This window comes from Cohnella kolymensis (genome assembly GCF_000829465.1).
In the GTDB taxonomy this organism is placed as follows: Bacteria; Bacillota; Bacilli; order Paenibacillales; family Paenibacillaceae; genus Cohnella; species Cohnella kolymensis.
In genome coordinates this window covers 50,955-75,858 of record NZ_JXAL01000017.1, presented here as the reverse complement: position 1 = coordinate 75,858, position 24,904 = coordinate 50,955, and the positions used below count along the sequence as shown (strand labels likewise).

The window sequence follows — 24,904 nt, the reverse complement described above, 5'->3', positions numbered from 1 at the left end:
TCCTCTCGCAAGTTCATGCTATAATACGAAGGATTGACACTTGCGGGAGACTCGGCAGAGCTTCCCCGGTTTTGGGAGGGAAATGTAAGTGGCCAAAGAGAGCAAGGATTACAGCAAATACTTCGATTTCTCCGGCGCCAAGCTCATTTCCGAGGATCAAAACGGCAAAACGATTCGTCTGAACGGACGGGATATCCATATACTTTCCGAGCCGGACTACCGGCAGGAGAAGCAGCGTGGCAAAGAGTCGATTCAAGTTCATTACGAGAATGCCGTGCCGGACAAGCTCCGGAACCTCGGACTAGGCAAAAAATATTTGATATACACTTATGGCTGTCAAATGAATGAGCACGATACGGAAGTGATGCGCGGTCTGTTCGAAGCGATGGGGTACATCGCTGCGGTAGATCGCCAGGATGCCGATGTGATCCTTTTCAATACTTGCGCAGTACGTGAAAATGCGGAGGACAAGGTGTTCGGCGAGCTCGGACATATGAAGGTATTGAAGCAGCAGCGCCCGGATCTGATACTTGGCGTCTGCGGCTGCATGTCACAGGAAGCGTCAGTCGTGAATCGTATTATGCAGAAGCATGCGCATGTCGATATGATTTTCGGAACGCATAATATTCATCGTTTGCCCCACTTACTGCAGGATGCGCATTTCGGCAAAGAGATGGTCGTCGAGGTCTGGTCCAAAGAAGGCGATATCATCGAGAACCTGCCTAAGAAACGCACCGAAGGCCTGCGGGCTTGGGTGAATATTATGTACGGCTGTGATAAATTCTGCACATACTGTATCGTGCCTTATACCCGAGGCAAAGAGCGCAGCCGCCTGCCTGAGGATGTCATCGCGGAGGTTCGCGATCTCGCGCGGCAAGGCTTTAAGGAAATAACTCTGCTCGGGCAGAACGTAAATGCTTACGGCAAAGATTTCGCAGACCGAAACTATCGCTTTGGCGATTTGATGGATGATATCCGCAAAATCGATATTCCGCGTGTTCGCTTCACCACTTCGCATCCGCGTGATTTTGACGATCACCTCATCGAAGTGTTAGCCAAGGGCGGCAACCTGGTGGAGCATATCCATTTGCCGGTTCAATCCGGGAGCACCGAGATTTTGAAGCGTATGAGCCGCAAATATTCGCGGGAGCTATTCCTCGATCTCGTACGGCGTATTCGTATCGCTATACCGAATGCGGTACTCTCCACCGATATTATCGTCGGTTTTCCGGGCGAGACGGATGAGCAATTCGAAGAAACTCTTTCGCTGGTTCGAGAGGCCAACTTTACGATGGCTTTTACGTTCATTTACTCCCCTCGTGAGGGTACACCGGCTGCGGTGATGGAAGACAACGTGCCTTACGAAGTGAAACAAAAGCGGCTTCACCGCCTGAATGAACTGATCGCGGAGCTTTCTCTGGCGCACCATCAAGAGCTCATAGGACAGGTCGTCGAAGTATTGGTGGAGGGCGAAAGTAAAAATAATGCGAATGTTCTATCCGGCCGGACCCGCTCGAATAAGCTCATTCATTTTGAAGGAAACAAGGAATGGATCGGGCAGCTTGTCAACGTTCGGGTGATGGAAGCCAAAACCTGGTACATTAAAGCGGAAGTCGTCGGCGCACAAGTGCCGGCCAGCAACGCAGTCTAAATAACACTCGGCTTAAAAGTCGAACGGAGGAGAACAAGATGTCGGCACACGCACACGACCATGACCACGAGCATGGAGAGGACTGCTCCATACCGAGCTTCGATAATCGCACATTGATCGTTCGTGAAGATATTCTAGCAAGGGCTAAAGAGCTGGCTCAGCTCATTACAACGACGGAAGAAGTCGAGATTTACCAGAAGGCGGAGAAAGTCATCCAGAAGCACGACCGGGTGCAAAGCCTTATAACGACCATAAAGAAAAAACAGAAAGAGCTTGTCGCATTCCAGAGCACTTTCAATAATCCGAAGATGGTAGAAAAAATCGAAGCAGAGATCGATTCCATCCAGGATGAGCTGGATGGAATGCCGATCGTTCAACAGTTCCAGCAAAGCCAAGTAGATGTGAATTACCTGCTGCAGTCCGTTGTCTCGGTCATCCGGGATTCGGTTGCCGAGAAGCTGGATGTTGAAGCCGCCGCCCCTCCGGAACCGCCTGAACAATGCGATTAATAGATAGTTATATTTAAAAAGCAAGGGGTCGCGCTGCATGCGCGGCCCTTTCTCTTTTTTCTTGCATAGCATTAATAATTAACGATATAAATAAAAAAGTCTCCCTTTGCAGAGAGACTTCATAGAGGTTACTTGTTCTTTATTGGTCTAATCGACGGCAGAGTGGGGCGAAGTGCTTTAATTACCAAAGCGGCAGCCGCCGCTTTAATCGCATCACCAATAAAGAACGGGTACATACCGGCCATGTAGGCGCCGTGTAGATCATACTTAGGTGAGTAATGGGCCAGCCAAGGAACTCCAGTCACATATAGCAGCAATGATCCGAAGGCGTAGACAGCGAGCAACAACCACACGGTCTGCGCTATTGTCAGTTTCTTTTTCCCGGAAAAAAGCTTATCCGAGAACCAGCCGATCAGCAAGGCGGCAAAAGGAAACATCCAGATGAATCCGCCCGTAGGCCCAAGGATTTGGGCAAACCCGCCTGGGCCGTTCATAAGCTGAAAGCCGCAAGCGGTGAGAATGATGACAATAAAGATGCTCCAGAATCCATAGACTGCACCTAACAGTCCTCCGGCAATCATGACGGCAAACGATTGCAAGGTGATGGGAACCGGGCTGAAAGGCAGCGGAATTTTGATGAAGCTTGCGGCAATAAAAAGAGCTGCGAATAAAGCGGTGAATACGATTCCGCGAAGCCATTTGTTCGTATGTACTCTTGAGCTTGCGGGTGCTGCAGATGTGGGTACGGACATTGTCAAAGTTCCTCCTAAATGTTAACCTAAATTATGAGAGCTGGTTAACAATTGAGATTGTAGCATGGGAACGCCCGGTTGAGAAGAGGGATTTTTTATGTCCGGCAATGCGGTAGATGAGCAAATGGTGTTATCAGGAGTTTCTGTTGCCGGCACCAATGAATTTGGGGAAAAGGACGATCGGCTGCACAATGTAAATTTGACTATAGCTCCCGGAGAATGGCTTTACTTGGTGGGAGTGAACGGCAGCGGCAAGACGACAATGGCTCGTCTGCTGGCCGGTCTATATGAGGAAAATTTGATGGGCACCGTCAACCGCGGCTTTGCGGGCGAGAGTGCTTCTCCAATCGTATTGCAGCAGCCTAAAGCACAGTTGTTCGGGGAGTCGCCGCGGGAAGAAGTCCGGTTTGCCCTGGAATGGCGGGAACTCGCACCCGGCTCGGTTAAGGCTCGAACGGCTGAGGCTCTTGAAATGACCGGGCTGACGGAGCTCGCGGATTTGCCTTGGGAAAAGCTTTCGGGAGGGCAGCTTCAGCTTGCGGCCATTGCCGCTTCGGCAGCGTCCCGGACTCCTCTCATCGTTTTTGACGAGGTCACTTCTATGCTGGATGACGCGAATAGAAAAATAGTGCTGGAAACAGCTGAGCACATACATAGGTCAGGTTCTGCTGTTGTTTGGGTGACACAGCGGCTGGATGAGCTTAAGCCGGATTTCCGTGTCGCCGCGTTGGCGGGCGGCCGGATTATTTTCGACGGGAATGTCCGCAAATTTCTTTATGGAGAAACAGGTCACGATTCACTCTGTCAAAGCTCCGGTCTGCGTGTACCATACTTGGCGACTTTAGCGATGCAATTAAGGCAGTTGAACCAGCTGCAGGATCCTCTGCCGGTTACGGCTGAAGAATGGCGAAAGGTGATGGGTCATTTTGCAGGAGCGGATAGCACAGCGCGATACACCTGAACCTTTCGGCGCAGAGCTTTGTGTGGACGGTATCGTCTGGTATCGCGGTGAAGAAGGCAAAGAGAGCCGCCGCTCGTCCGGTTTAAGGCTGCGGCCCGGTACCGTCACTCTTCTCATGGGAGCGAACGGTGCAGGGAAAACGACGCTGCTGGAAAAGCTGGCCGGCTTACGGCCGCCCGAAAAGCTGAAGATTACTTATGGCAATGAACCTCTATGGGTAGAGAGGAGAGTCGGCAAGCCTAAATTAAGCGCAATGGCGATGCGCAGTTACAGCTACGCTTGCCAGTCGCCCGAAGAGGGATTATTCTCGCGAAGCGTCGCTGACGAGCTGGATTACTCATTGAGACCCTTTCATCTTCCCGCTGCGGTCACACAGCAGTACAAAAACACAGCGCTATCCTCTGTAGGATGGGATGACGCTTGGCTGAAACGCGATCCTTATCTGATGAGCGGCGGGGAGCGCAGGCGGGCTGCACTTGCTGCTCTTTTCGCAGCTCCGGCCGCTTGGGTGCTCCTCGATGAACCGACTGCAGGGCTGGACGGCACCGGGCATGATCGTGTGGCACAGCATCTCACGAAGCTAAAATCAGAGAATACCGGTATTTTGCTGGTATCCCATGACTCCGACTGGGCGCTGCCGCTCTCGGATCAGGTCATGCTGCTTCATCCGGACGGCAGTCTTAGGCTGTGCAGCAGCGAGCAGCTGCTCGCACATCCGGAATGGCTGGAAGAGACGGGCATGCAAGTTCCGGAGTGGCTTCGGATCGCTCACGCGTTGTATCGGAACGGCGTTGCAGCGACGCAGCTCTGGAAGCCGGCGGAAGCCGCTCAAGCCATTGCTGCAAACAGGGGTGCTGCAGCGCCTGTAGGCAGAGAAACGAGACAGCTAGAGGTCATTGGCGGTGCGGCGCGCAAACATGTGACGGAGAAGGAAGGTTCTTCGCTTGTACGCCGATTCGACCCTCGTGCGATATGGCTCGCCTATATGCTGTTGTCGGCCGGCATGTTCGCCCAGACAACGTGGATCGGCATCGCTGCCGGATCTGTGGTAACCGTTTCGTTGCTTGTTACGGGTCGAATTTCACTGCATCGTTGGCGGGGAATGATACAAAGCTATGTTATTTTTGCAATGATGGTTTCGGGGTTTCTGGCAATTGGGCGGGGCGGGGGCAGCGGTTATTTTAATATGGAATCGTTCTTGGGGACTCTATTCTCCTTTAGCCGTACGATGCTTGTGCTGCTGCTCGGCATAGCAATGGCGATTGCAATGACTCCTCTTTCTTTACGGAGATCGCTGGTACAGCTTCTATCATTCAAAGGCAGGATGCCGGCATTTGCGCAGAAGCTTGTACTCACCGTCACATTGATGATCCGCTTTGTTCCTGTACTGCTTAGGGAATGGGAACGTTTTTCTCGTATCTTTCTGGCACGCGGCAAGCAGGTGTCCCGAACTCCCGCTGCGTCTGCCCGTAGGCTTCGCGATGTGTCGCTGCCTTTCCTGCTCTCGTTATTCCGGCTGGGGGATGAGGTTGTCGTCGCCTTGGAGAGCCGCGGAGTGGGAATGCGGGCAGCTCCGATTCATGCAGAGAGTCTGCAATGGCGATTACGCGATTCTATCCTGACGGCGGGCTCACTTGTGTTAACCGCAGCATTGTGGTGGTTCGGCAAATATATAAACGCGACCTAATCGAATAAAGGAGCAGCTCATTTTTCAGTCTTTGCGGACCAAGTCAGCACCGCTCCAGCTATAGCCAGAACGGCGCCGAACAGAAAGCCTGCTCTCATTCCGCCTGCCGAATTCAAGGCGATCAAGAAGGTATGGGCTCAGAATCGGCACATGACGTTCACAGGCGCAAATGCTATACTTAAGTGCAAACGGTTACATACGTGCGGTTTATCGTATCGTTGACAACAGGCAAACAGGCAAGAGGGAAGGGACAGCGCATGAATCCATTAACGGCAGTGCTGTTAGGCGCCGGTGCGCGCGGGGCGAAAGCTTATGCGCCGTACGCCTTGAAATTTCCACACGATCTGAAATTTGTCGCTGTTGCCGAGCCGAACGAAGAGAGACGGATGAATTTTGCACACACCTACGGTCTTGATGCGGACGGTGTGTTCTCAAGCTGGGAAGAAACGCTCGCCAGGCCGCGAATGGCCGATATCGCAATTATCGGGACACAGGACAGAATGCATTTTGAACCGGCGATGAAAGCCTTGGAGCTGGGTTATCACGTTCTGCTGGAAAAACCGATCTCACCCGATCCGATAGAGTGTGTGCAGCTGGAGCAGGCAGCGCATAAGTATAGCCGTCTTTTGACGATCTGCCATGTCCTGCGTTACACACCGTTCTGGTCTGCGTTGAGGCAGGTCGTCCAATCCGGACAAATCGGTAAAATCGCTTCTATTCAGCTAAACGAAAACGTAGGTTTTTTTCATATGGCTCACAGCTTCGTGAGGGGCAATTGGCGCAACTCCGACGAGTCCAGCCCGATGATTCTCGCGAAATCCTGCCACGATATGGACGTTATATTCTGGTTGATGGATGAGGAATGCAAGCGTGTAACCTCTTTCGGTTCACTGATATATTTTCATCAAGGCAACGCGCCGGAAGGTGCGCCTGACCGTTGTTTGGACGGTTGTCCTGCGGCACGCACATGTCCCTACTACGCACCCGGTTTTTATCTGGGCAAAGGACATGAGCATTGGGCGGGTCTGATTACAGATGATCCTTCCTCGGAAGGAATATTGAGGGCGCTTAATGACGGACCATACGGCCGCTGCGTATACAAATGCGATAATAATGTCGTTGACCATCAGGTCGTGAACATGGAATTTGCAAGCGGCGCCACTGTGATGTTCAGTATGTCGGCGTTTACGCACGAGGTTTCGCGCTCCATTCAGATCATGGGAACAGCAGGAGAAATCCGCGGTCATATGGAAAGCAATAAGATGACTGTTTATGAATTTGCCTCCGGCCGCGAAACGGAAATTCGCACTGCTGCCGAGGCGGAAGGGCATGGGGGTGGGGACGCCGGTATTGTGGCAAGTTTCCTGGAAGAAGTACGCGGGTATAACGGTGGTGAGAGTATAACTTCTGCGAGCGCGTCGGTTCGCAGCCACCTAATGGCTTTTGCCGCGGAAGAGTCCCGCAAAAACGATGGAAAATCCGTAAATATCGCCGAGTTCAGAACAAGTTTAATGGAGTTGCCCGTATAGAAAGGGGAAAAGCCGTGAAACTCGCAAACAAAATTGGAGTTATCGTAGACAGTTTTGGCGTGGGCGTTAGGGAAGGGTTAATCAAAGCGAAGGATGTCGGTGCTGACGGCGTTCAAATCTATGCGGTGAAAGGTGAGATGGATCCGCAGCATTTAACGCCCGCTGGCCGCAAAGAATTGAAGAGCTTCATTGAATCGCTGGGCTTGGAAATATCGGCGCTTGTCGGTGATCTTGGAGGCCACGGTTTCCAGGACAAATCGGAGAATGCATGGAAAATTGAAAAATCCAAGCGAATTCTCGATTTGGCGAAGGAGCTGGGAACCGACATCGTCACCACACACATCGGGATCGTCCCGCACGATCAGCAAAGTGAAATGTTCGACACCATGCACTCGGCTTGTGAACAATTAGGCAAGTATGCGAAAAGCATAGGCTCTTATTTTGCAATTGAGACCGGACCTGAAACCGCGCAAGATTTAAAGGCCTTTCTGGATACGCTCAGCACGAACGGTGTCTCGGTCAATTTTGACCCGGCGAACATGGTAATGGTAACGGGGGACGATCCGGCGCAAGGAGTCAGAACGCTTCAAGATTACATTGTACATACCCATGTCAAAGACGGAATCCGGTTGAAGCCGGTGGATCCGCGAGCGGTGTACGGCTCAATCGGTTATGATCCGCTGGACCATGACAAAATCGCGCAAATGGTGGCGTCCGGCGAGTTTTTCCGAGAACTTCCCCTCGGAGAAGGCAGCGTGGATTGCGATGCCTATTTTCTTGCGCTTCAGGAAATCGGTTATACGGGCTATTTAACCATCGAGAGGGAAGTAGGATCTCAGCCAGAGGCGGATATTCGCAAAGCCGTGGAATTCATCAATCGTTATAAATAAGGAGAGTGCCGGCGTTGAAAATGAGTTTAAGCGTGTGGAGCTGCCACAAATACATGTATGACGGTTCGTGGACGAATGCAGACTTTATCGATTTCGCGAAGACGGCTGGAGCCGAAGGCGTCGAGCTGCTCAGCGTGTTCTGGAATCCCGAGGAGGACATCCCACGTGTTGAGGAAGCGCTTAGCCGGAACGGACTTGTCATGGCTTGCTTCGGAGCATGCAACAATCTGGCGGTGCCGGATGAGGCGGGAAGAAGAGCGCAGGTGAAAGACATCACGGACTCCGTTGACACGGCTGTTCACTTCGGAGCAAAAGTCGTTCGCGTATTTTCCGGAGATAAACCGGAAGGCGTAACGTTCGAGCAAGCGAAAGATTGGATTATTTCCGGACTGAAAGAAGCGGCAGCGTATGCCCATAGCAAAGGCGTCACGCTGTGCCTTGAAAACCACGGCCATTTTGCCGGAAAAGCCAAGCAGGTTCTTGAGGTGATCGGTGAAGTCAATTCTCCTGCACTTAAGAGCACATTCGATACGGGCAACTTCCTGTTGGTAGACGATAATCCCGAGCAAGCGCTGGATCAGTTGAAATCGATGGTGGCGCACGTGCATTTCAAAGATTTCAAAAAGGTGGACGAAAGCTACGAGGGTAAAGCTGTATATCCGTCGTTAAGCGGAGTCCGTTATGCGGGCAAAATCAGCGGGGAAGGCGACGTCAACTTGACGCACATACTCCGTACGCTTAAGGCTGCCGGATACCGGGACTGGTTAAGCGTCGAATTTGAAGGGGATGAGGAGCAGAAGACCGGCTCAGCCCGCTCCATCGGGAACTTGAAGGAAATCCTGACAACTGTTTGATCGCTATTCTATAGGCACGGCAATTCTTCGGCGAACCTGATAAGGTTCGCTTTGTGTTTTTGTATGACTTTTCTTGCTGAAGCCTGCGCTGTATAATTGTGGAAACTTAATATCGAAGGAAGTGAAGTGCAGATATGTCCTATCTATTTGGCGAGCGGATCGTTTTACGAGACTATCGTTATGAAGATCTGCCTCATATGAGACAGTGGGTCAACGATTATGACATCACGAACACTCTCCACGACGTCTTTCTTTACCCGCAAACCGTGCACGATACCGAATCTTTTTTGCGGATGAAAATCGAAGGGGAATTAGGAACGGGTTTCGTTATCGCTGCAGTTGATACATTTGAATACATAGGCCAAATCGATTTGGCGCAGCTGGATTGGAAAAATCGGTCGGCAAATCTCGGGCTCGTAATCGGGCGAAAAGAATTTTTTGGCCGGGGCATTGGAAGCGAAGCGATTGAGTTGATGAAAGGTTATGTGTTTAACACGTTGAATCTGCACCGTTTGGCGTTAGAAGTGTACGAATACAATGAAAGAGGCTACAGATGTTATCTGAAATGCGGCTTTAGAGAAGAAGGAAGGTTGCGGCAAAAAATATTCAGAGAAGGGCGCTACTGGGATTCCGTTCTAATGAGTATTTTGCGGGATGAGTATATCGATGCAAATTAATCGGGTAAGCGTTACAATAGCAATAAAGACACCTAAGAATAATTAAGGACGTGCTTAAGACATGGAATCTATTGAATTGCTTCTATTGAATTTTGAAGAAGTAAGAAGGCGAAGCATTAAAGTCTGGATGTCCGTTCCGGAGGAGTACTTAGGCTGGAAGCCTGACGAGAAGGCTATGAGCTGCTTGGAGATGGTACGCCATGTGCTGGACTCCGAGCATTATTATCACCTTGCTATTTTAAATCGAGGCAGTTTAGAGTCCTACGAATCCCCATTCGATTCGCGACCGTTAATCTCAGTTCACAAGGAATTGGAAATGGCAGAGCCATTAAGGAAGGCGTTCTTAGCAACAATAAAATCGTTCAGCGCGGCACAGTTGGCGGACATCATTATCGATCGTTCGGATGTCGGTTATAAAAGAAAACTTGGTGATATGCTTTTACGAATTGGGTACCATGAATCCGTTCATACGGGCCAATTACTGGACTACCTAAGAGTAGCGGGAGTGCCCAGGGTTAAGGTCTGGGATTAGTGGTGACGGATTTCCTGGGAAAGCGCACCAAGCGACATTCCGTATACAATAATGTTGGATATGAGGAATAAACCGCAGGGTGGTGTCGAATATTGGCCTCGAGAAGGGATGGCTGCAGCATGAAAATCGTGTTGGCTCCGGATTCCTACAAAGGCAGCATTACCGCTAAAGAAGCGTGTAATGCGATGGAGGAAGGGATCAGACGGGTGCTCCCGGATGCTGAAATCATTCACCATCCGATGGCTGACGGCGGGGAGGGAACGGTGCAAAGCCTGGTTGACGCAACAGGAGGCACCATCTATGAAGCCACCGTTATGAATCCAATTGGGGAGCCGGTGGCGGCGAAGTATGGCGTGCTGGGTGATCGCCTGACTGCCGTCATTGAGATGGCGGAGGCATCCGGCTTGTACTTGATTCCCGCGGATCGCCGAAATCCGATGATAACGACTACGTACGGCACCGGCGAACTAATCATGGACGCGGTAAATCGAGGCTGCCGAAAATTCATTATCGGCCTGGGCGGAAGCGCTACGAATGACGGCGGCACCGGGATGGCTCAAGCACTGGGCATCCGATTCCTCGATGGAATGGGACAAGAGCTGCCCGGTGGCGGAGGAAGTCTGAATCGGCTTTATCAGATTGACATGAGCGGTCTGGATCCCAGAATTCGGCAGTGCTCTTTTACGGCAGCATGTGATGTGGATAATCCCTTATACGGATCGAACGGCGCCAGCAGCGTGTACGGGCCGCAAAAAGGAGCCTCCCCTGAAATGATTGCCGCACTGGATGACAATCTCAGACACCTAGCTGCGATCATAGAGAAGTGTCTGGGCAAATCGATTGCGAACGTGCCCGGTGCAGGTGCTGCAGGAGGTTTGGGAGCCGGTATTGTCGCATTTTTGAAAGGCGTCATGCAAAAAGGCGTGGATATCGTAATCGAGGCAACCGGTTTGGAGGCCAAGCTTCGAGACGCGCATCTTGTGTTATGCGGCGAAGGTCAGTGTGACGCTCAAACGGCGCTGGGCAAAACTCCATTCGGTGTCGCTCAGCTCGCAAGCAAAAGAAGTGTTCCCGTTATACTTATTGCGGGCTCTGTAGGCCAAGGTGCCGAAACGCTGTACAAGCATGGCGTAACGAGTATCTTTTCGATGGTGAACGGACCTCTTTCGTTAGAAGCGGCCATGCTTGACGCACCGCGATTACTCAGTGATATTACGGAGAGAATCATGCGAGTCGTCGTGTTCGGCAGAGGTGATGCAGTTGTCAGACAATAAGTGTCAGATTGAGCGCAGGGGAATCATCAAGCGGTTCGCTGAACAAACGGCAATGATTGAAATTGAGGGAAAAGAAATCCCGGTGCCTAAGGAAAAGCTGGCGCCTAACCTGGTATCCGGCGATGTGGTTAAATGGGTGGGAAATCACTGGACCAGCGTAACCGGTGAATAAGGAGAAACCGGCGAATGAACAACGAATGAGGGAAGTGCATCATGAGCAATTATGAAATTAAAGACGCCGCGAGCCATGATCTGGACCGGATCGTTGAGATCTATAACTCCACGATCGAGGGCCGCATGGTAACCGCGGACCTGGTGCCCGTTACGGCGGAAAGCAGAGTAAAGTGGTTTGAGGATCACTCCCCGGCATTCAGGCCGCTGTGGGTCATGAAAATGAAGGATGAGATCGTCGCCTGGTTCAGCTTTCAATCGTTCTACGGAAGACCCGCTTATAACGCTACAGCGGAATTAAGCATTTATATTTCGCCTGAACATCGTTCAAAAGGGCTGGGAACGATTTTGTTACACAAGGCTATTGCAGAATGTCCGCGACTTAAAATAAAAACTTTACTCGGGTTTGTTTTCGGCCACAATGAACCCAGTCTGAGACTGCTCGGAAAGTTTGGTTTCGAACAATGGGGACGCTTGCCGGGGGTTGCCGAGTTAGATCACGTTGAAAGAGATCTGGTCATTATGGGGAGAAAAATATGAGCAGGGTCAAGCATCAAGAAACCTGGATTTGATGTCCGGTGTTGGAATCATGCAAGCTTCTTTTTTGCCGAACCATTTGTATCTATTTTTCGCGATGACGCTATAGACCAGATTCCGCAAAGGTCGAGGAACGATTTTGAACAGGTAAAAGACCTTCCACACACCTGCTAAGTTTTTCGAGATTTGTAATGCAGCATCCGATTTCAAATAAGCGCGATCCTGTTCAATCAGCACGAAGCTGTCCGCATAGCCGCCCAGGTTGTATTTACTCAAGTAAGCTTGCCCTATATCGCTTTGAAGTGAAGCAAATCTATAATAGCCGTTCGGGTCTCTCTTGATAATGAATTGAACACTGTTGTTGCATAGATTACATACTCCATCGAACAGAATCACTCGATCTTCCGGCATAAATGTACACTCCATAGGGAACAGAATTGCTACCTATTATACACTTGTGAGGATACTTATGAAATTCAAAGTAAAAAGGGATAGCTTCTACAAGAGATTGCTAACCATCATGCTTGTATTTGTTAATAGTATACTGATTGTTCCCATCTTATTTTTTGAAGATACGAATGTCCAAGATGTCCTGATTGTGATTGGTATCGCGGTCGTAATATCGGTGTTTTTGGTTTGGATTATGATGGACATAACTTATGAATTCAGGCAGGATCATCTATATGTCCGAGGCGGACCCGTTAAATCTTTAATTAAATATGAGGATATCACCAGGATCTCTTTTCACCCCAATATTTGGTTCGGGTATCGAATTATGTCCGCTAGAGATGCCATCGAGATCCATTATAAGACAGGGGTCTTAGGGAGCATTAAGATCTCACCTGAACCTCAGCAATTGTTTGTTGATGAATTAAAGAAGCGCAATCCTGAAATAAAAGTAGATCCGTTTCGTAAGGAGGAATTGTAATGGTACCGCAAAGAGTAAGTCTGATTACGATTGGAGCCAGGGATTTGCCGGAGCTGCGAAGGTTTTATCAAAAGCTCGGTTGGCGTGAAACGGAGATGAGCTCCGACGATTACTGTGTATTTGAAACTGCAGGCGTATTGCTGTCTTTGTTTCCCTTGCAGGAGCTTATGAAAGATGCCGGAATGGCGCTTGAGGAGAGGAAAGGGTTCAGCGGAATAACATTAGCGATAAATGTGGATAAACCTGAAGAAGTGGACCAGACCATTGAGACGATTCGCAGCGCCGGCGCAAGGATTACCAGAGAGCCCAGCAACGCGTTTTGGGGAGGACGGACCGCGTATTTTCTCGATCCGGAGCAGAATGTTTGGGAAGTTGCCTGGAATCCGACTGCTGTATTCGACGAACGCGGCGCGATGATCCATTTTTAAAGGAGGGCTTTAAATTGTCTTTATTCATAGCTATCGTGATTATAATCGGCTTTGCGGGCATTATCGGTAACCAATATTCCGGTTTGCAAAGAATGCAGAAGATGCAGGAAACTCTGGATGAGATCAAGGAAAGTCTAAACAAACCGGTTTAACAGCCGGCAGATGACCCGCTCCTGTAAGAAATGACGATGAGTATCTTTTGGATTATTGTGGAAGGATATTTGGGACGATCATTTACAGGAGTGAGGACATGAAACGAGCGATTAAGCCTGCGGCTCTGCTCGCGGTTATTTTTTTGCGTATTATTGACGGTCTACACCGCATCCGCTCAAGCTCCCGGACCTTTTCACTTCGGGTTTAAAAAAAGCAAGAACGGTGAACTCCCCTCCATTGCTCAAGAAGGATTCATGGGCACACTTCAAAGGCATCAAGCCATCTTTTTAGGGAACACCGAAAAGAAAGAGTTGTACCTGACTTTCGATAATGGGTATGAAAATGGCATGACTGCCAAAATTCTTGATGTCTTAAAAGAGAAGAAAGTGCCTGCCGCTTTTTTCGTAACGGGACATTTTGTCAAGGATCAGCCAGAGCTGATTAAGCGAATGTACAGCGAAGGCCATTTGATCGGCAATCACTCGTGGAGCCATCCTGATCTGTCCCAAGTATCGCCGGCAAGGATAAAGGATGAATTGGACAAAGTGCGAGCGGGAGTGGCTGAGCTGACGGGACAGCAAGAGATGCATTTTGTACGGCCGCCAAGAGGGATCTTCAGCGATCGAATGCTGGCTGTTTGCGGCGAGCTTGGCTACACGAACGTATTCTGGTCCATCGCTTATAGAGACTGGAATATCAACGATCAAAAAGGCTGGCGCTATGCTTATGACAATGTGATGGCACAGCTTCACCCCGGCGCGGTTATCCTGCTGCATTCCGTGTCCCGTGACAATGCAGAAGCATTGGGTAGAATGATCGACGCTGCCCGGGAGCGGGGATATGAGTTTAAAAACTTGAACCGGTTGGAAGTCAAAATATACAGATAGTTAATCTGGAGCTCCCTATGCCAAGGGAGCTTTTCACATGACGCGATGGGGGAAGGCGATAATAAATCTGCTTCCTTTACCGATCTCGCTCTCCACTGTCACGGAGCCGTTCATTGCTTTAATTAAACTGAAAGCGACCATCGAGCCGAGCCCGGTCCCTTTTTCTTTGGTCGAATAATACGGGGTGCCGAGTCTGTTCACTTGTTCTTTGGTCATTCCGATTCCCGTATCCCTGATCTGAATAATGGATCCTTCTCTATTGTTCTGGACTATAAGCTCCACCGTGCCATCCTTTGAGGCCTCGATGCAATTTTTGACCAGATTGATAACGCTTTGACGAAGCTTTTGGCTGTCGCCCAATATGATGCAAGATGGATCAAGGCTGAAGTGTAAATGGACCTGGTGCAAGTTAGCGTAGGGAGTCAGCACATTAATGACTTTTTTGCATTCATCGGCGAGATGGATCGGCTTTACGTTATCTAATTGAGGCTTGGAAAAGGTCAAATAATCCGAAATGATATTAATAGATGTATCCAGCTCGTTCAGAGCCATTTTGATATATTCCTGCTTCTTTTCTTTGGAATAATCGTTTGCTCCGAGCAGCTGCAGCATTCCCTTAACCGTAGTCAAAGGATTCCGGATTTCATGTGAAACGCTGGCGGCAAGTTCACTTACAACTCTCATTTTCTCGGATTCTTGCAATTGGCTTTGCATTTTATAATGATCGATCAAAAATTCGATAAGATAAACAATGAAACAGATGGCCACGCTCTGAACAAGCCGGAATAGAATAAAAGAGAACGCAAGTTGGAACGTTATTAAATTAGTTAACGCCAGCGACAGCAGCAGTGGGATCGGAACGATCGCGGCAGAGATCCATACCGCCAGAATCAGCTTGTAGCGGGTATCCAAATGATATCTGGACTTGATGTAGACGAGGCTTAAATAGACGGCGACCGTAATGAGCGAACCCGGTGACACACCTTCTCCGCCTATTACATAACGGTAGACTAAAAAAATGGCAACAATAAGTGCGCCGAGACGCGGACCTCCATATAAGACTCCTAACACGATCGGGACGTGCCTGAAATCAAAATTAAAATGATCCTGGTATTCATAAGGGAAAGACATGCAAAGCAGCATGGAACTGGTAAGCGTAATGAGCATAATCAGAGGTGAAAATTTGGGGCGCCTATTCTCGCTGGAACTCCAGTAGAGAAAATAGACGACAGGTGGAATAAGCATGAACATAAAATTGCTCATCATCGTTTTGATGAAGTTTACCAAGATTGATCTCCACCTTATAGGTTTGCCGGCATTCACACGCGCTCTATCCATAATCTTACCAGTTTTTATCGAATTTTGACAGAACAGGCTGCCATGAGGGCAGCCCGTCAGTTTATTGTTCCACCGGGAACCATCCGGGAGTGTTTATGATCGCCTGCCATAACGGATCGGGAATGACCAAACGGGCTTGATCGTCCCTGCTTAACGTGGTTTTGATATCTCTCTCCCGTCCGTTCGCAGCTTTCTCCATCCAGTCAGGTTCCATAATAATTTCACGCGCCAATGCGAGTAACGGCACACCGGTTTGGAAAGCTTTCAGCGCATCTTCCACCGTATGAATCGAGCCTACGCCGATAACCGGAACGCGGTCTCCGACCCGCTCCAGAATCCACTCCATACGGGTCTTGCTGTCATCGACCCCGCGTCTCGGACGTGACCAGAAATCCATTAGAGAAACATGGAGATAATCCAGGTTTTTGTCTGCCAGCTTATCGATTAAACTAAGTGTGTCAGACATGGTGATCCCGGGCGTTTCCGGTTCTTCCGGCGAGAAGCGGTAGCCTACCAGAAAGGGCCGCTTCGCATGTTCGGCTACAACCCTATTGACCTCATCAACTACAGCTAAAGGAAACGCCATTCGCTGCTCTAAGTCGCCTCCCCAGTGATCCTCACGTTCGTTGGAATGAGGGGAGAAGAACTGTTGAATCAAATATCCGTTGGCACCATGGATTTCAACACCGTCGTAACCCGCTTCAATCGCGCGGCGAGCAGCTTGTCCGAAATCGCGGATAATGGCTTCCACTTCGTCATTGGTAAGCGTCCTCGGCACCACATTAGGATTTTCGCTCGATGAGATGGAACTGGCGCTCACTACGTCACCGTTCGGTACGAGTTCAACAGGACACATTCGGCCGCCGTGGAAAATCTGCAGTACGGCCGCTGCACCTTTGTCCTTGATGACGGTGGCAAGCCTTCGCAAGCTTGGGATCATCTCATCGCGATGACCGGCAAATTCTCCATGAAATCCTTTTCCGTTCGCAGTGACATAGGTGCATGCCGTGATTACCATACTTACACCGTCAGCTCTGCGGGCATAGTAGGCCAATTCAGCATCGGAAACGGTGCCGTCTTCATGAGAAGAGAAGTTGGTCATAGGCGCCATGACGATCCGGTTGCGCAAATCCATTCCGTTGTCGAACACAAATGAGTTGAAGATCGGGTTGTATTGTTGATCCATCCGTATTTTCCCTCCATAGCCCAATTTTTACGAATGGATTTATGATTGCTGAAGGACATCTAACCTATGCATGGCACGAACATTGCAACTCCTCGAATATAGCCATTTTTTTCGTTACAAAAGTAAGATTTTGTTATACGGGATAACAACAAAGGATAGAAGGGATGAACCCTCTGTCCTTTGTTTTTACTCGAAGAATTGCATATGAGGCTTTTCCGTTCTGTAATAATCCATCCGGTCTTGCAAACTGCCCGTATGGAATTCGAATTTATGCCCGTCAGGATCTGTAAAGTAAATGGAACGCTTGTCTCTCTCGTCTCTGGTTCTCCCTGGAAGAATGTTGACATTCAGCCTCTTTAGCCGCTCTTCTGCAGAATCGAATTCCTCGTCCTTCAGGGAAAAGGCGATATGCGTGTACGAATGCTGAATTTCATTGCGAGGGATGTCCTTTTCTACATTCAGCGCCAGCCAAAGCCCGTTTAGATCAAAGTAAGCTAAGCTCCTGCCTTTGACTAACAGCTTCGCATTTAAGACCGTGGTATAGAACCGGATGGATTCGTCCAGATCGCTGACTGAGAAAAGCAGATGATTGATCCCGCCGAGCTGCACTCTGAAGACCTCCTATATAGAACGTTACGTGCTCCGCACAATTTTAAAAAACTTTGGTCGTCCACTCTTCACAGTTCCAAACATCTGTCGCAATATCGCGGTAGAACTCCGGCTCGTGGCTGATGAGCAAAATGCTGCCTTTGTATGCCTTAAGCGCGCGTTTCAATTCGTCTTTAGCGTCCACATCAAGATGGTTGGTCGGCTCGTCCAGCACGAGCAAATTCGTTTCCCGGTTAATGAGCTTACACAGGCGAACCTTGGCTTTCTCGCCGCCGCTAAGAACGGACACCTTGCTCTCAATATGCTTGGTAGTCAGACCGCATTTGGCGAGCGCTGCGCGCACTTCAAACTGAGAGAACGACGGGAAGTCCTTCCACACCGCTTCAATACAGGTTTCATCGACTCCGCCCTTGATCTCCTGTTCGAAATAGCCGGTGTACAGATTGTCGCCCCGAGTAACGGATCCGGACAGGGCAGGGATCTCGCCGATCAAGCTGCGAAGCAGCGTAGTCTTGCCGATACCGTTAGCTCCGACGATCGCGATCTTCTGCCCGCGTTCCATCAGCAGGTCGATCGGGCTGCAGAGAGGATCTTCGTAGCCGATCACAAGATTCTTGGCTTCGAAGATGAGCCGGCTTGAAGTTCGGGCTTCCTTGAAAAGGAACTCCGGCTTCGGCTTCTCTTTCGCGAGTTCTATAATGTCCATATTATCGAGCTTTTTCTGTCTGGACATCGCCATGTTGCGCGTAGAGACACGAGCTTTGTTCCTGGCGACAAAGTCCTTAAGATCGTCAATTTCCTGCTGTTGACGCTTATATGCGGATTCCAGCTGGGCCTTTTTCGCTTCGTGCTGCTGCTGGAATGTATCGTAATCTCCGACGTATCTGCTCAACTCTTGATTTTCCACATGGTAAATGAGATTGATTACGCTGTTCAGGAACGGAATATCGTGGGATACGAGAATAAAGGCGTTCTCATACTCTTGCAAATAGCGCTTGAGCCACTCGATGTGCTGCTCATCCAGGTAGTTGGTCGGCTCGTCCAATAGAAGGATATCCGGTTTTTCCAGCAGCAGCTTGGCGAGCAGAACCTTGGTTCGCTGTCCGCCGCTTAAATCATGTACGTCCCTGTCCAGCCCGATATCTCCCAGTCCGAGACCGCGCGCGATTTCTTCGACCTTGGCGTCGATCAGATAAAAGTCGTTATTCGTCAGCGTATCCTGGATGTTGCCGACTTCCTCCAACAGCTGTTCCAGTTCCTCCGGAGAGGCTGAGCCCATGCGGTCATACATTTGGTTCATCTCGTTCTCGAGATCGATAAGATAGCTGAATGCACCTTTCAGCACATCGCGAATCGTCATTCCTTTGTGCAGCACGGAGTGCTGATCCAGGTAACCGACGCGAACTTTTTTGGCCCATTCGACTTTCCCGGCATCCGGCTCCAAACTCCCCGTTATAATATTCATAAAGGTCGACTTGCCTTCACCGTTCGCGCCGATTAGCGCAACGTGCTCGCCTTTCAACAATCGGAAGGACACATTGTTAAATATCGCGCGGTCGCCGAAGCCGTGAGTCAAGTTTTTTACCGTTAAAATACTCATATATCGCACCTTTTTCTTAAATTTAAGCAACAGTCTACATTATAATCCGGCCATCGCATAAAACTCAATGATTGTTGTTGGACGGGCTTGAATACGGAGATGTATAATCAATGGCATAAGCAGGAAACAGAGACAGGGGACAGGAGACAGCCGAATGCTCATTCCAATCAAATTGCCGAAGGAACAGAAGGACGAAATTATTAGAGGCGTAATCGCCCACTTTGAATCGGATCGCGGCGAGACGATCGGAGAGCTTGCCGCCGAGCAGCTCGTGGATTTAATGATTAAGGAGATCGGACCGTATATTTACAACAAAGCCATTGAAGACAGCCGTCAAACGATCCTGCAAAAAACATCCGAACTTGAAGAGGAGCTGTATGCCCCAAATCTGACTAAAGGAGGCTTATCATGACACGTAACAATTCGGAGCGTAAGCCGGTCGGATTGACAGCGAAAGCCGGTTTTCAGATTGGAGTAAGAAGAACGCTGTCGATCAGCAAGGAAGAAGCTTGGGAAAGGCTGACATCCGCAGAGGGTTTGAAATGGTGGCTGGGCAGCTTGACGGCGGTGCGGTTCGATGTCGGCGAGAAGTACGAGTCGGAGGAAGGCATAGCAGGCGAGTTCAAGGTCGTAAAGCTTCATGAGCAGCTTCGTCTCACCTGGCAGCTAGAAGCTGGAGCAAGCCGTCAACGCTTCAGATCCGTCTCATTAGCAGCGGCGATAATCCCTTCAAGACAACGGTAAGCTTCCATCAAGAGCATTTATCTGACGCCCGCGTCAGAGATGAGATGAAGAATCGCTGGGAACAGGTGATTGCGAGGCTGGCGGAAGCCGGTTGAGAGGAGTGCATTCAATGATCACGCCGGAGGAAGTCAGAAATATCGCACTATCGTTTCCTGAAGCCGTTGAGGTGAAGCATTGGGATAAACCGTCTTTTCGTGTGCGGAACAAAATATTTGCGGTTATTCAGCCGGATCGGATTTCACTGGTGATCAAAACGGCTCCCGACGACCGGGCTGTGTACACGATGATGGATCCCGATATCTATCAGATGCCGGCGGCTTTTTCAAACTTGAATTACATGGTTGTCCGGATGGATCGGGTTGAACCTGCAGAGCTGCACGGTTTGCTGATCAAGGCTTGGCGAAGCGTATCGCCCAAACGGCTCATCACCGCATTCAATCCGGATTCACGGTAACACCAACATTCGATAAAGTAGGAATCAGACGATGATGACCAAAGAAGAAGAAGCGATTCGGCGTTATTCGCAAGTCGTGACCAAACCCTTGCTGGAACAGGAGTTCCGGCAGCTGGGTCTAGCCCCGGGAATGACCTTGATCGTTCATTCCTCCCTCAGTTCATTAGGCTGGGTGAGCGGCGGACCGGTTGCAGTCGTTCAAGCTCTCATGGAAGTGATTACAGACGAAGGCACCCTGGTGATGCCTGCCCACTCCGGGGAATATTCAGACCCGGCACAGTGGGAGAATCCCCCGGTTCCCGAAACTTGGTGGGACACGATTCGGGCGACAATGCCTGCCTTTAACCCCGCCTATACGCCATCCCAAGGCATGGGGGCCATCGTCGAAACTTTTCGTTCGTTCCCAGGCGTACATCGAAGCGATCATCCAGCCGTGTCGTTTGCCGCATGGGGAAGACATGCCAAGCTGGTGACCGAAGCTCACGGCTTGGATTTCGGACTCGGCGAGCAATCGCCCTTGGCTCGAATCTATGACTTGGACGGTTTTGTGCTCTTGATAGGAGTGGAATATGACAGTAATACATCCTTTCATCTGGCGGAGAATCGTCTTCATGATCGGAAGGTTGAATTGAAAGGCGCGCCCGTCATTAGCGGCGGCGAGCGGGAGTGGATCGAATACTCTGAAATCGAGTTTGAGACTGAAGTGTTCAATGATATCGGAGCACAATTCGAAGAGAAGCATTCGGTAGTTGTCCGGCCGGTCGCCTCTGCCTTATGCCGGCTATTCAAACAAAGGGATGGTGTGGATTTTGCGGTAGAGTGGTTTCAAAACAGGGAAGGGGTTTTATCACGTGACTAATACGATACAGGTCATACAGGCAACTTCGGATGATTTACATATTGCGGCTCCTTTATTCGATCAATACCGGCAGTTTTACGGACAGCCATCGGACTTGGACAAAGCCTTTCATTTTCTGAAAGAACGGCTGGAGCGCAATGAATCGGTCATCTATTTGGCGCTGGCGGCGCAATCAGGCGAGGGTCTGGGATTTACACAGCTCTATCCGACATTCTCCTCCGTATCCGCACGGAGGGCCTGGATCCTCAATGATCTGTTCGTCCGCAGCGATCGTCGTAAAACGGGGATTGCCACAAGACTCTTGGAAGCGGCGAAGCAGCATGCCGCAGCATCGAATGCGAAAGGGCTGTCGCTTTCGACAGCAGTGGACAATTTAACGGCACAGTCTTTATACGAATCATTCGGTTTTACAAGAGATGACGGATTCTATCATTATGATTTGCTTGTCTGAAACGAATTCATAGAAAAGCGAGAGTGGGAATGGGTATGAGTACGAATCTAAGTTATCCGATCGGACGATTCAGTTATGATGGTGAAGTTTCAGCTCAGCCGCGGGAGCAGTGGATCAACGATATTGTCATGCTGCCTGAACAGCTGGCTGCTGCAATCGAGGGACTCAGCTCTGAACAGCTTGATACTCCGTATCGGCCTGAAGGATGGACGGTTCGGCAGGTTACCCATCATCTGGCGGACAGTCATATGAACAGCTTTATCCGGTTTAAGCTTGCGCTGACGGAGGATCAGCCGACGATCAAGCCTTACTTTGAGGAACGATGGGCGCTTCTGGATGATACGACAAAAGCGCCGCCTGATTTGTCGATCGTCCTTCTGAACGGACTGCATGAGCGCTGGGTTTATTTGCTTCGTTCCATGTCCGAGCAAGACTTCTCCCGCACTTTTTTCCATCCGGAATCTCAAAAGCTTATTCCTCTTGACAGCATTCTGGCTCTTTACTCATGGCATGGCCGCCATCACACGGCTCATATTACCCGGCTGCGCGAAAGAATGGGCTGGTAACGGCAGATCAATTGCAGCGAGCTGCAAGAAATGAAGAGGATTCTTAACCAGCGGGAGGACACTTGATGAGCAAATATACGGAGCAGCTGCATCAATTCGAATCATGGATCGATTACGTCAACTCACTCACCGATTTACCTCCGGAAAAACAATTACAACCGCTTGGCGAGGGAAAATGGGCGGTTCGCGACGTTATCGCTCATATGGTGAAGTGGGATGAGTTTTTCTGGGAGCATGCGATCCGGGCGATCGCCCAGCACCAACCGCTTACGTATCATAGCCTGGATTACAACGTTTTTAACCAAGAAGCTATGGGAATTTGCAGTCGAATGGAATGGAAGCAGTTGCTCGAGGAGACCATCCAAATCCGGCGGAAGCTAGTTAAAGCAGTCTCCGACATCGATGAGTCTCAATATGAGATCACTCATCATGATGCTGACGGCAATCCTTTTACCATTCACGCGTATCTGGAAGATTTCATCCATCATGATGCGCACCATCGCCGGCAAATGGATCAGGTACTGAACGTTTGACGTTGCCAAGGCTTACCTTGACCGTCGAATGGTTAAGTCCATCGCGAGCCACAAAAAAAGATCGCCTGACCCGGCCTTTCGGCCGAGTTATGGGTGATCTTTTTAATTTACGTATTTGTAGCCGACACCCCACACCGTCTTGATGAACCGCGGCTCCTTCGGATTTTTCTCGATTTTGCGGCGCAGATTTGTGATATGGACATCGATGGCCCGGTCGTTGATGAACGAGTCGATACCTCTAACCGCATTGATGAGTTCTTCCCGGCTGAATACACGGGCAGGGTGCTGGACAAAGAGCTTCATAATCTCATATTCGGAGAAAGTTGTGTCTATATGCCTGTCATCCACCACAATCGTTCTGCGTTCCACATCCAGAGAAATTCCCGACTTTGAGGCTTGGGTGCCATCGGACCGCTTGTCGGCAGACAACGGTTGTTCGACAGCGGATCCGGACGTGCGTCGAAGCACGGCATTCATCCGGGCTTTCAGTTCTTGCAGGCTGAACGGCTTGCATAGATAATCATCCGCACCTGCGCTTATGGCTTTGATTCGATCCCCCACAGCGGATTTCATGGAAGTCACAATAATAGGGGTGCTCGTCTGTTGGCGAAATTCATCGCAGAGCTCCGAGCCTGACGAATCGGGAAGCATCAGATCAAGGAGAATGATATCCGGATCGAAATGATCCAGAGCATGCATACCGTCTTTTGCCGTATCTACCCGTTGAACGTTAAATTGCTCTTCGGATAAATACAGGGTGAGCATTTCTCCAATGATCGGATCATCTTCGATTACAAGAACTCGTGTCAATGAAGTCACACCCTTTTTAACAAATTGTTTGGAAAACTAATCGTTTGCTGACAAAAGCTGATTGATCGTTTCCATCGCCTCGTTCATGGAGCTTTCGAATAATGCGAATTCCACCTCTCGCCCCGGCTGTTCTCTAAGTAACGTTTCCAAAGCGGCTGCCTGCGTTTGAATTGTCGACGCGCCCAAATGGGCGGCTGCTCCGCTGATGGAGTGCAAAAAACGAATCGCGCTCTGTACATCGCCGGTATCAAGCATCCATCTTAATGCGATCGCAGCTTCGGCATATTGTTGTTGGAACTTGTCCAGCATTTTGAAATAAAGCTCTGTTTTGCCGTTTAACCTCTCCAGCGCAATCGGCACGTTAATTCCAGGCGTGTCCGGCCAATGCCGTTCTCCTGATGAACTGTTAACATGCGTCAACGGTGCGGCAGGTAATAACCGTGAAACGACTGAGATGATCACTTCGGATTGCAGCGGCTTTGCAATCACATCGTTCATTCCCGCATTCAAGCAGCGGATCCGCTGATCTTGCTTGTCATCCGCCGTCAAAGCAACGATGGGCAGCTCGTTGAATCTGTTGTCGGCGCGAATTTTTATAGCGGTTTCGATTCCGTCCATAACCGGCATATAGAGATCCATGAGAATCAGATCCACCGGTGATCGCTCCAGGATATCCAAAGCTTCTTTCCCGTTATTCGCCAACACAACGTTAAACCCAAGCTCGATCAGCAATTGCCGGGAGATTAATCGATTGATCTGCTGATCGTCGACGACCAATATTATTCCACTATTTACCTGATCATCCAATTTCACGTGGAACAATCGGCCACCCCCGGTTGTCGGTTGTTAGCGAAATTCATAAAAATAAAATAGTGGTTATGTAAGTGTACTAATACTTTATTACTATATTATTGTCATAACGAATCAGTATTTGTATGAAACATCGCCCGACGAATGAGGTAACCACAGAAGGGAACGGTGACATTAATAAATGCTCCATTATCAAGTAATGAGTGAGACCGATTCGATTACGGCACCGATGATTGAGGAGTTCGGGGCGGGATACCGAATGACACCGAGGGAAAAAGAAGTGTTCAGGCTGCTGATCCTGTTCGGTTTCCGCAATGACGACATGGGATCAGTACTGCATATTTCTACTAAAACGCTGAAGAATCATATGGCGTGCATGATGAATAAAACGAAAACACGCTCATCCCGCGAGCTGCAGGCCCTGTTTCTCCAGTTCATGCTGCAGCGCTTCCGTCACAATCTCCAAAGTTAATGATGTTAAATAATAAAAACCCGCTTCCGCCGAATGTGCGGCTGCGGGTTTT

General features: G+C 49.7%; 32 protein-coding genes. 24 read left to right on the top strand and 8 right to left on the bottom strand.

What is annotated here, in order from left to right:
• Window positions 1-88: 88 nt before the first annotated feature.
• Both miaB and SD71_RS12440 read left to right on the top strand, forming a co-directional pair.
• Complete coding sequence (gene miaB / locus SD71_RS12445) at window positions 89-1,651, top strand: tRNA (N6-isopentenyl adenosine(37)-C2)-methylthiotransferase MiaB (RefSeq protein WP_041063691.1); 1,563 nt, start codon at window positions 89-91, stop codon at window positions 1,649-1,651.
• 38 nt (window positions 1,652-1,689) lie between these two features.
• A complete protein-coding gene (locus SD71_RS12440) occupies window positions 1,690-2,160 on the top strand; it encodes a RicAFT regulatory complex protein RicA family protein (RefSeq protein ID WP_041063689.1) in 471 nt (156 codons plus the stop codon).
• A gap of 128 nt (window positions 2,161-2,288) precedes the next feature.
• Here SD71_RS12440 and SD71_RS12435 read toward each other — a convergent pair whose 3' ends face one another.
• The gene (locus SD71_RS12435) at window positions 2,289-2,912 is read right to left on the bottom strand and encodes a biotin transporter BioY (protein ID WP_052476215.1); all 624 of its coding nucleotides are present in this window, start codon (window positions 2,910-2,912) and stop codon (window positions 2,289-2,291) included.
• A 97-nt stretch (window positions 2,913-3,009) separates the two neighbouring features.
• Here SD71_RS12435 and SD71_RS12430 point away from each other — a divergent pair, with 97 nt between their 5' ends.
• The 10 genes from SD71_RS12430 to SD71_RS12385 all read left to right on the top strand — a co-directional run bounded on the left by SD71_RS12430 (window position 3,010) and on the right by SD71_RS12385 (window position 12,027).
• The gene (locus tag SD71_RS12430) at window positions 3,010-3,873 is read left to right on the top strand and encodes an energy-coupling factor ABC transporter ATP-binding protein (protein WP_052476214.1); all 864 of its coding nucleotides are present in this window, start codon (window positions 3,010-3,012) and stop codon (window positions 3,871-3,873) included.
• Window positions 3,839-5,560 (top strand): ATP-binding cassette domain-containing protein, encoded by a 1,722-nt coding sequence (locus SD71_RS12425; RefSeq protein ID WP_041063687.1) that lies wholly within the window; start codon window positions 3,839-3,841, stop codon window positions 5,558-5,560. Before SD71_RS12430 ends, SD71_RS12425 begins: the two co-directional genes overlap by 35 nt.
• Window positions 5,561-5,817: 257 nt before the next feature.
• Entirely contained in the window at window positions 5,818-7,089 is a 1,272-nt protein-coding gene (locus SD71_RS12420; RefSeq protein WP_041063686.1) for a Gfo/Idh/MocA family protein, read from the top strand.
• A 14-nt stretch (window positions 7,090-7,103) separates the two neighbouring features.
• Window positions 7,104-7,979: a sugar phosphate isomerase/epimerase family protein gene (locus tag SD71_RS12415; protein ID WP_041063684.1), complete on the top strand. Its 876-nt coding sequence runs from the start codon at window positions 7,104-7,106 to the stop codon at window positions 7,977-7,979.
• Window positions 7,980-7,999: 20 nt separating this feature from the next.
• Window positions 8,000-8,833 carry a sugar phosphate isomerase/epimerase family protein gene (locus tag SD71_RS12410; protein WP_235427098.1) on the top strand — a complete coding sequence of 278 codons (834 nt, stop codon included), beginning with the start codon at window positions 8,000-8,002 and terminating at the stop codon, window positions 8,831-8,833.
• Between the two features lie 134 nt (window positions 8,834-8,967).
• Entirely contained in the window at window positions 8,968-9,510 is a 543-nt protein-coding gene (locus SD71_RS12405) for a GNAT family N-acetyltransferase (protein ID WP_041063680.1), read from the top strand.
• Window positions 9,511-9,571: 61 nt separating this feature from the next.
• Entirely contained in the window at window positions 9,572-10,042 is a 471-nt protein-coding gene (locus SD71_RS12400) for a DinB family protein (protein WP_041063678.1), read from the top strand.
• Between the two features lie 119 nt (window positions 10,043-10,161).
• Complete coding sequence (locus tag SD71_RS12395) at window positions 10,162-11,316, top strand: glycerate kinase (RefSeq protein ID WP_041063675.1); 1,155 nt, start codon at window positions 10,162-10,164, stop codon at window positions 11,314-11,316.
• Entirely contained in the window at window positions 11,303-11,488 is a 186-nt protein-coding gene (locus SD71_RS12390) for a hypothetical protein (RefSeq protein WP_041063672.1), read from the top strand. The genes SD71_RS12395 and SD71_RS12390 overlap by 14 nt, the downstream gene beginning before the upstream one ends.
• 38 nt (window positions 11,489-11,526) lie before the next feature.
• Window positions 11,527-12,027: a GNAT family N-acetyltransferase gene (locus tag SD71_RS12385; protein WP_407637544.1), complete on the top strand. Its 501-nt coding sequence runs from the start codon at window positions 11,527-11,529 to the stop codon at window positions 12,025-12,027.
• A gap of 6 nt (window positions 12,028-12,033) precedes the next feature.
• Here the strand turns inward: SD71_RS12385 and SD71_RS12380 are convergent, their stop codons facing one another.
• Window positions 12,034-12,435, bottom strand: a complete 402-nt coding sequence (locus SD71_RS12380) for a thiol-disulfide oxidoreductase DCC family protein (RefSeq protein WP_041063670.1) — start codon at window positions 12,433-12,435, stop codon at window positions 12,034-12,036.
• 58 nt (window positions 12,436-12,493) lie between these two features.
• Between SD71_RS12380 and SD71_RS12375 the strand changes: the two genes are divergently transcribed.
• From SD71_RS12375 to pdaA, 4 genes are all read left to right on the top strand, one after another.
• Entirely contained in the window at window positions 12,494-12,952 is a 459-nt protein-coding gene (locus SD71_RS12375; protein ID WP_052476212.1) for a PH domain-containing protein, read from the top strand.
• Window positions 12,952-13,380, top strand: coding sequence for a VOC family protein (locus SD71_RS12370; protein WP_041063668.1), 429 nt, complete (start codon window positions 12,952-12,954; stop codon window positions 13,378-13,380). The genes SD71_RS12375 and SD71_RS12370 overlap by 1 nt, the downstream gene beginning before the upstream one ends.
• Window positions 13,381-13,394: 14 nt before the next feature.
• Window positions 13,395-13,532, top strand: coding sequence for a hypothetical protein (locus SD71_RS24215; RefSeq protein ID WP_165418313.1), 138 nt, complete (start codon window positions 13,395-13,397; stop codon window positions 13,530-13,532).
• A 153-nt stretch (window positions 13,533-13,685) separates the two neighbouring features.
• Window positions 13,686-14,420 carry a delta-lactam-biosynthetic de-N-acetylase gene (gene pdaA / locus SD71_RS12365; RefSeq protein WP_235427095.1) on the top strand — a complete coding sequence of 245 codons (735 nt, stop codon included), beginning with the start codon at window positions 13,686-13,688 and terminating at the stop codon, window positions 14,418-14,420.
• 33 nt (window positions 14,421-14,453) lie between these two features.
• On the opposite strand, the gene SD71_RS12360 is transcribed toward pdaA, so the two are convergent.
• The 4 genes from SD71_RS12360 to SD71_RS12345 form a co-directional block, all read right to left on the bottom strand.
• Window positions 14,454-15,707: an ATP-binding protein gene (locus SD71_RS12360; RefSeq protein ID WP_041063662.1), complete on the bottom strand. Its 1,254-nt coding sequence runs from the start codon at window positions 15,705-15,707 to the stop codon at window positions 14,454-14,456.
• Between the two features lie 112 nt (window positions 15,708-15,819).
• Entirely contained in the window at window positions 15,820-16,944 is a 1,125-nt protein-coding gene (locus SD71_RS12355) for an NADH-dependent flavin oxidoreductase (RefSeq protein ID WP_041063657.1), read from the bottom strand.
• Between the two features lie 186 nt (window positions 16,945-17,130).
• Window positions 17,131-17,553 (bottom strand): metallothiol transferase FosB, encoded by a 423-nt coding sequence (gene fosB, locus SD71_RS12350; protein WP_041063654.1) that lies wholly within the window; start codon window positions 17,551-17,553, stop codon window positions 17,131-17,133.
• Window positions 17,554-17,596: 43 nt separating this feature from the next.
• Window positions 17,597-19,153 carry an ABC-F family ATP-binding cassette domain-containing protein gene (locus tag SD71_RS12345; protein WP_041063652.1) on the bottom strand — a complete coding sequence of 519 codons (1,557 nt, stop codon included), beginning with the start codon at window positions 19,151-19,153 and terminating at the stop codon, window positions 17,597-17,599.
• 154 nt (window positions 19,154-19,307) lie between these two features.
• Here SD71_RS12345 and SD71_RS12340 point away from each other — a divergent pair, with 154 nt between their 5' ends.
• From SD71_RS12340 to SD71_RS12310, 7 genes are all read left to right on the top strand, one after another.
• Window positions 19,308-19,565, top strand: coding sequence for a DUF2164 domain-containing protein (locus SD71_RS12340; RefSeq protein ID WP_041063650.1), 258 nt, complete (start codon window positions 19,308-19,310; stop codon window positions 19,563-19,565).
• The gene (locus SD71_RS12335) at window positions 19,562-19,897 is read left to right on the top strand and encodes a hypothetical protein (protein WP_326998743.1); all 336 of its coding nucleotides are present in this window, start codon (window positions 19,562-19,564) and stop codon (window positions 19,895-19,897) included. The genes SD71_RS12340 and SD71_RS12335 overlap by 4 nt, the downstream gene beginning before the upstream one ends.
• Window positions 19,898-20,006: 109 nt before the next feature.
• Window positions 20,007-20,351 (top strand): MmcQ/YjbR family DNA-binding protein, encoded by a 345-nt coding sequence (locus SD71_RS12330; protein WP_041063647.1) that lies wholly within the window; start codon window positions 20,007-20,009, stop codon window positions 20,349-20,351.
• Window positions 20,352-20,382: 31 nt separating this feature from the next.
• On the top strand, window positions 20,383-21,210 hold the full coding sequence (locus SD71_RS12325; RefSeq protein WP_235427094.1) for an aminoglycoside N(3)-acetyltransferase: 828 nt from the start codon (window positions 20,383-20,385) through the stop codon (window positions 21,208-21,210).
• Window positions 21,203-21,661, top strand: a complete 459-nt coding sequence (locus SD71_RS12320) for a GNAT family N-acetyltransferase (RefSeq protein WP_235427093.1) — start codon at window positions 21,203-21,205, stop codon at window positions 21,659-21,661. Before SD71_RS12325 ends, SD71_RS12320 begins: the two co-directional genes overlap by 8 nt.
• Window positions 21,662-21,696: 35 nt before the next feature.
• A complete protein-coding gene (locus SD71_RS12315; protein WP_041063643.1) occupies window positions 21,697-22,227 on the top strand; it encodes a YfiT family bacillithiol transferase in 531 nt (176 codons plus the stop codon).
• A gap of 65 nt (window positions 22,228-22,292) precedes the next feature.
• Window positions 22,293-22,760, top strand: a complete 468-nt coding sequence (locus SD71_RS12310; protein WP_041063640.1) for a DinB family protein — start codon at window positions 22,293-22,295, stop codon at window positions 22,758-22,760.
• 102 nt (window positions 22,761-22,862) lie between these two features.
• Here SD71_RS12310 and SD71_RS12305 read toward each other — a convergent pair whose 3' ends face one another.
• Window positions 22,863-23,579, bottom strand: coding sequence for a response regulator transcription factor (locus SD71_RS12305; RefSeq protein WP_326998742.1), 717 nt, complete (start codon window positions 23,577-23,579; stop codon window positions 22,863-22,865).
• A gap of 27 nt (window positions 23,580-23,606) precedes the next feature.
• Window positions 23,607-24,383 carry a response regulator gene (locus SD71_RS12300; protein ID WP_235427097.1) on the bottom strand — a complete coding sequence of 259 codons (777 nt, stop codon included), beginning with the start codon at window positions 24,381-24,383 and terminating at the stop codon, window positions 23,607-23,609.
• Between the two features lie 178 nt (window positions 24,384-24,561).
• Between SD71_RS12300 and SD71_RS12295 the strand changes: the two genes are divergently transcribed.
• A complete protein-coding gene (locus SD71_RS12295; protein WP_041063632.1) occupies window positions 24,562-24,852 on the top strand; it encodes a LuxR C-terminal-related transcriptional regulator in 291 nt (96 codons plus the stop codon).
• Window positions 24,853-24,904: the final 52 nt, after the last annotated feature.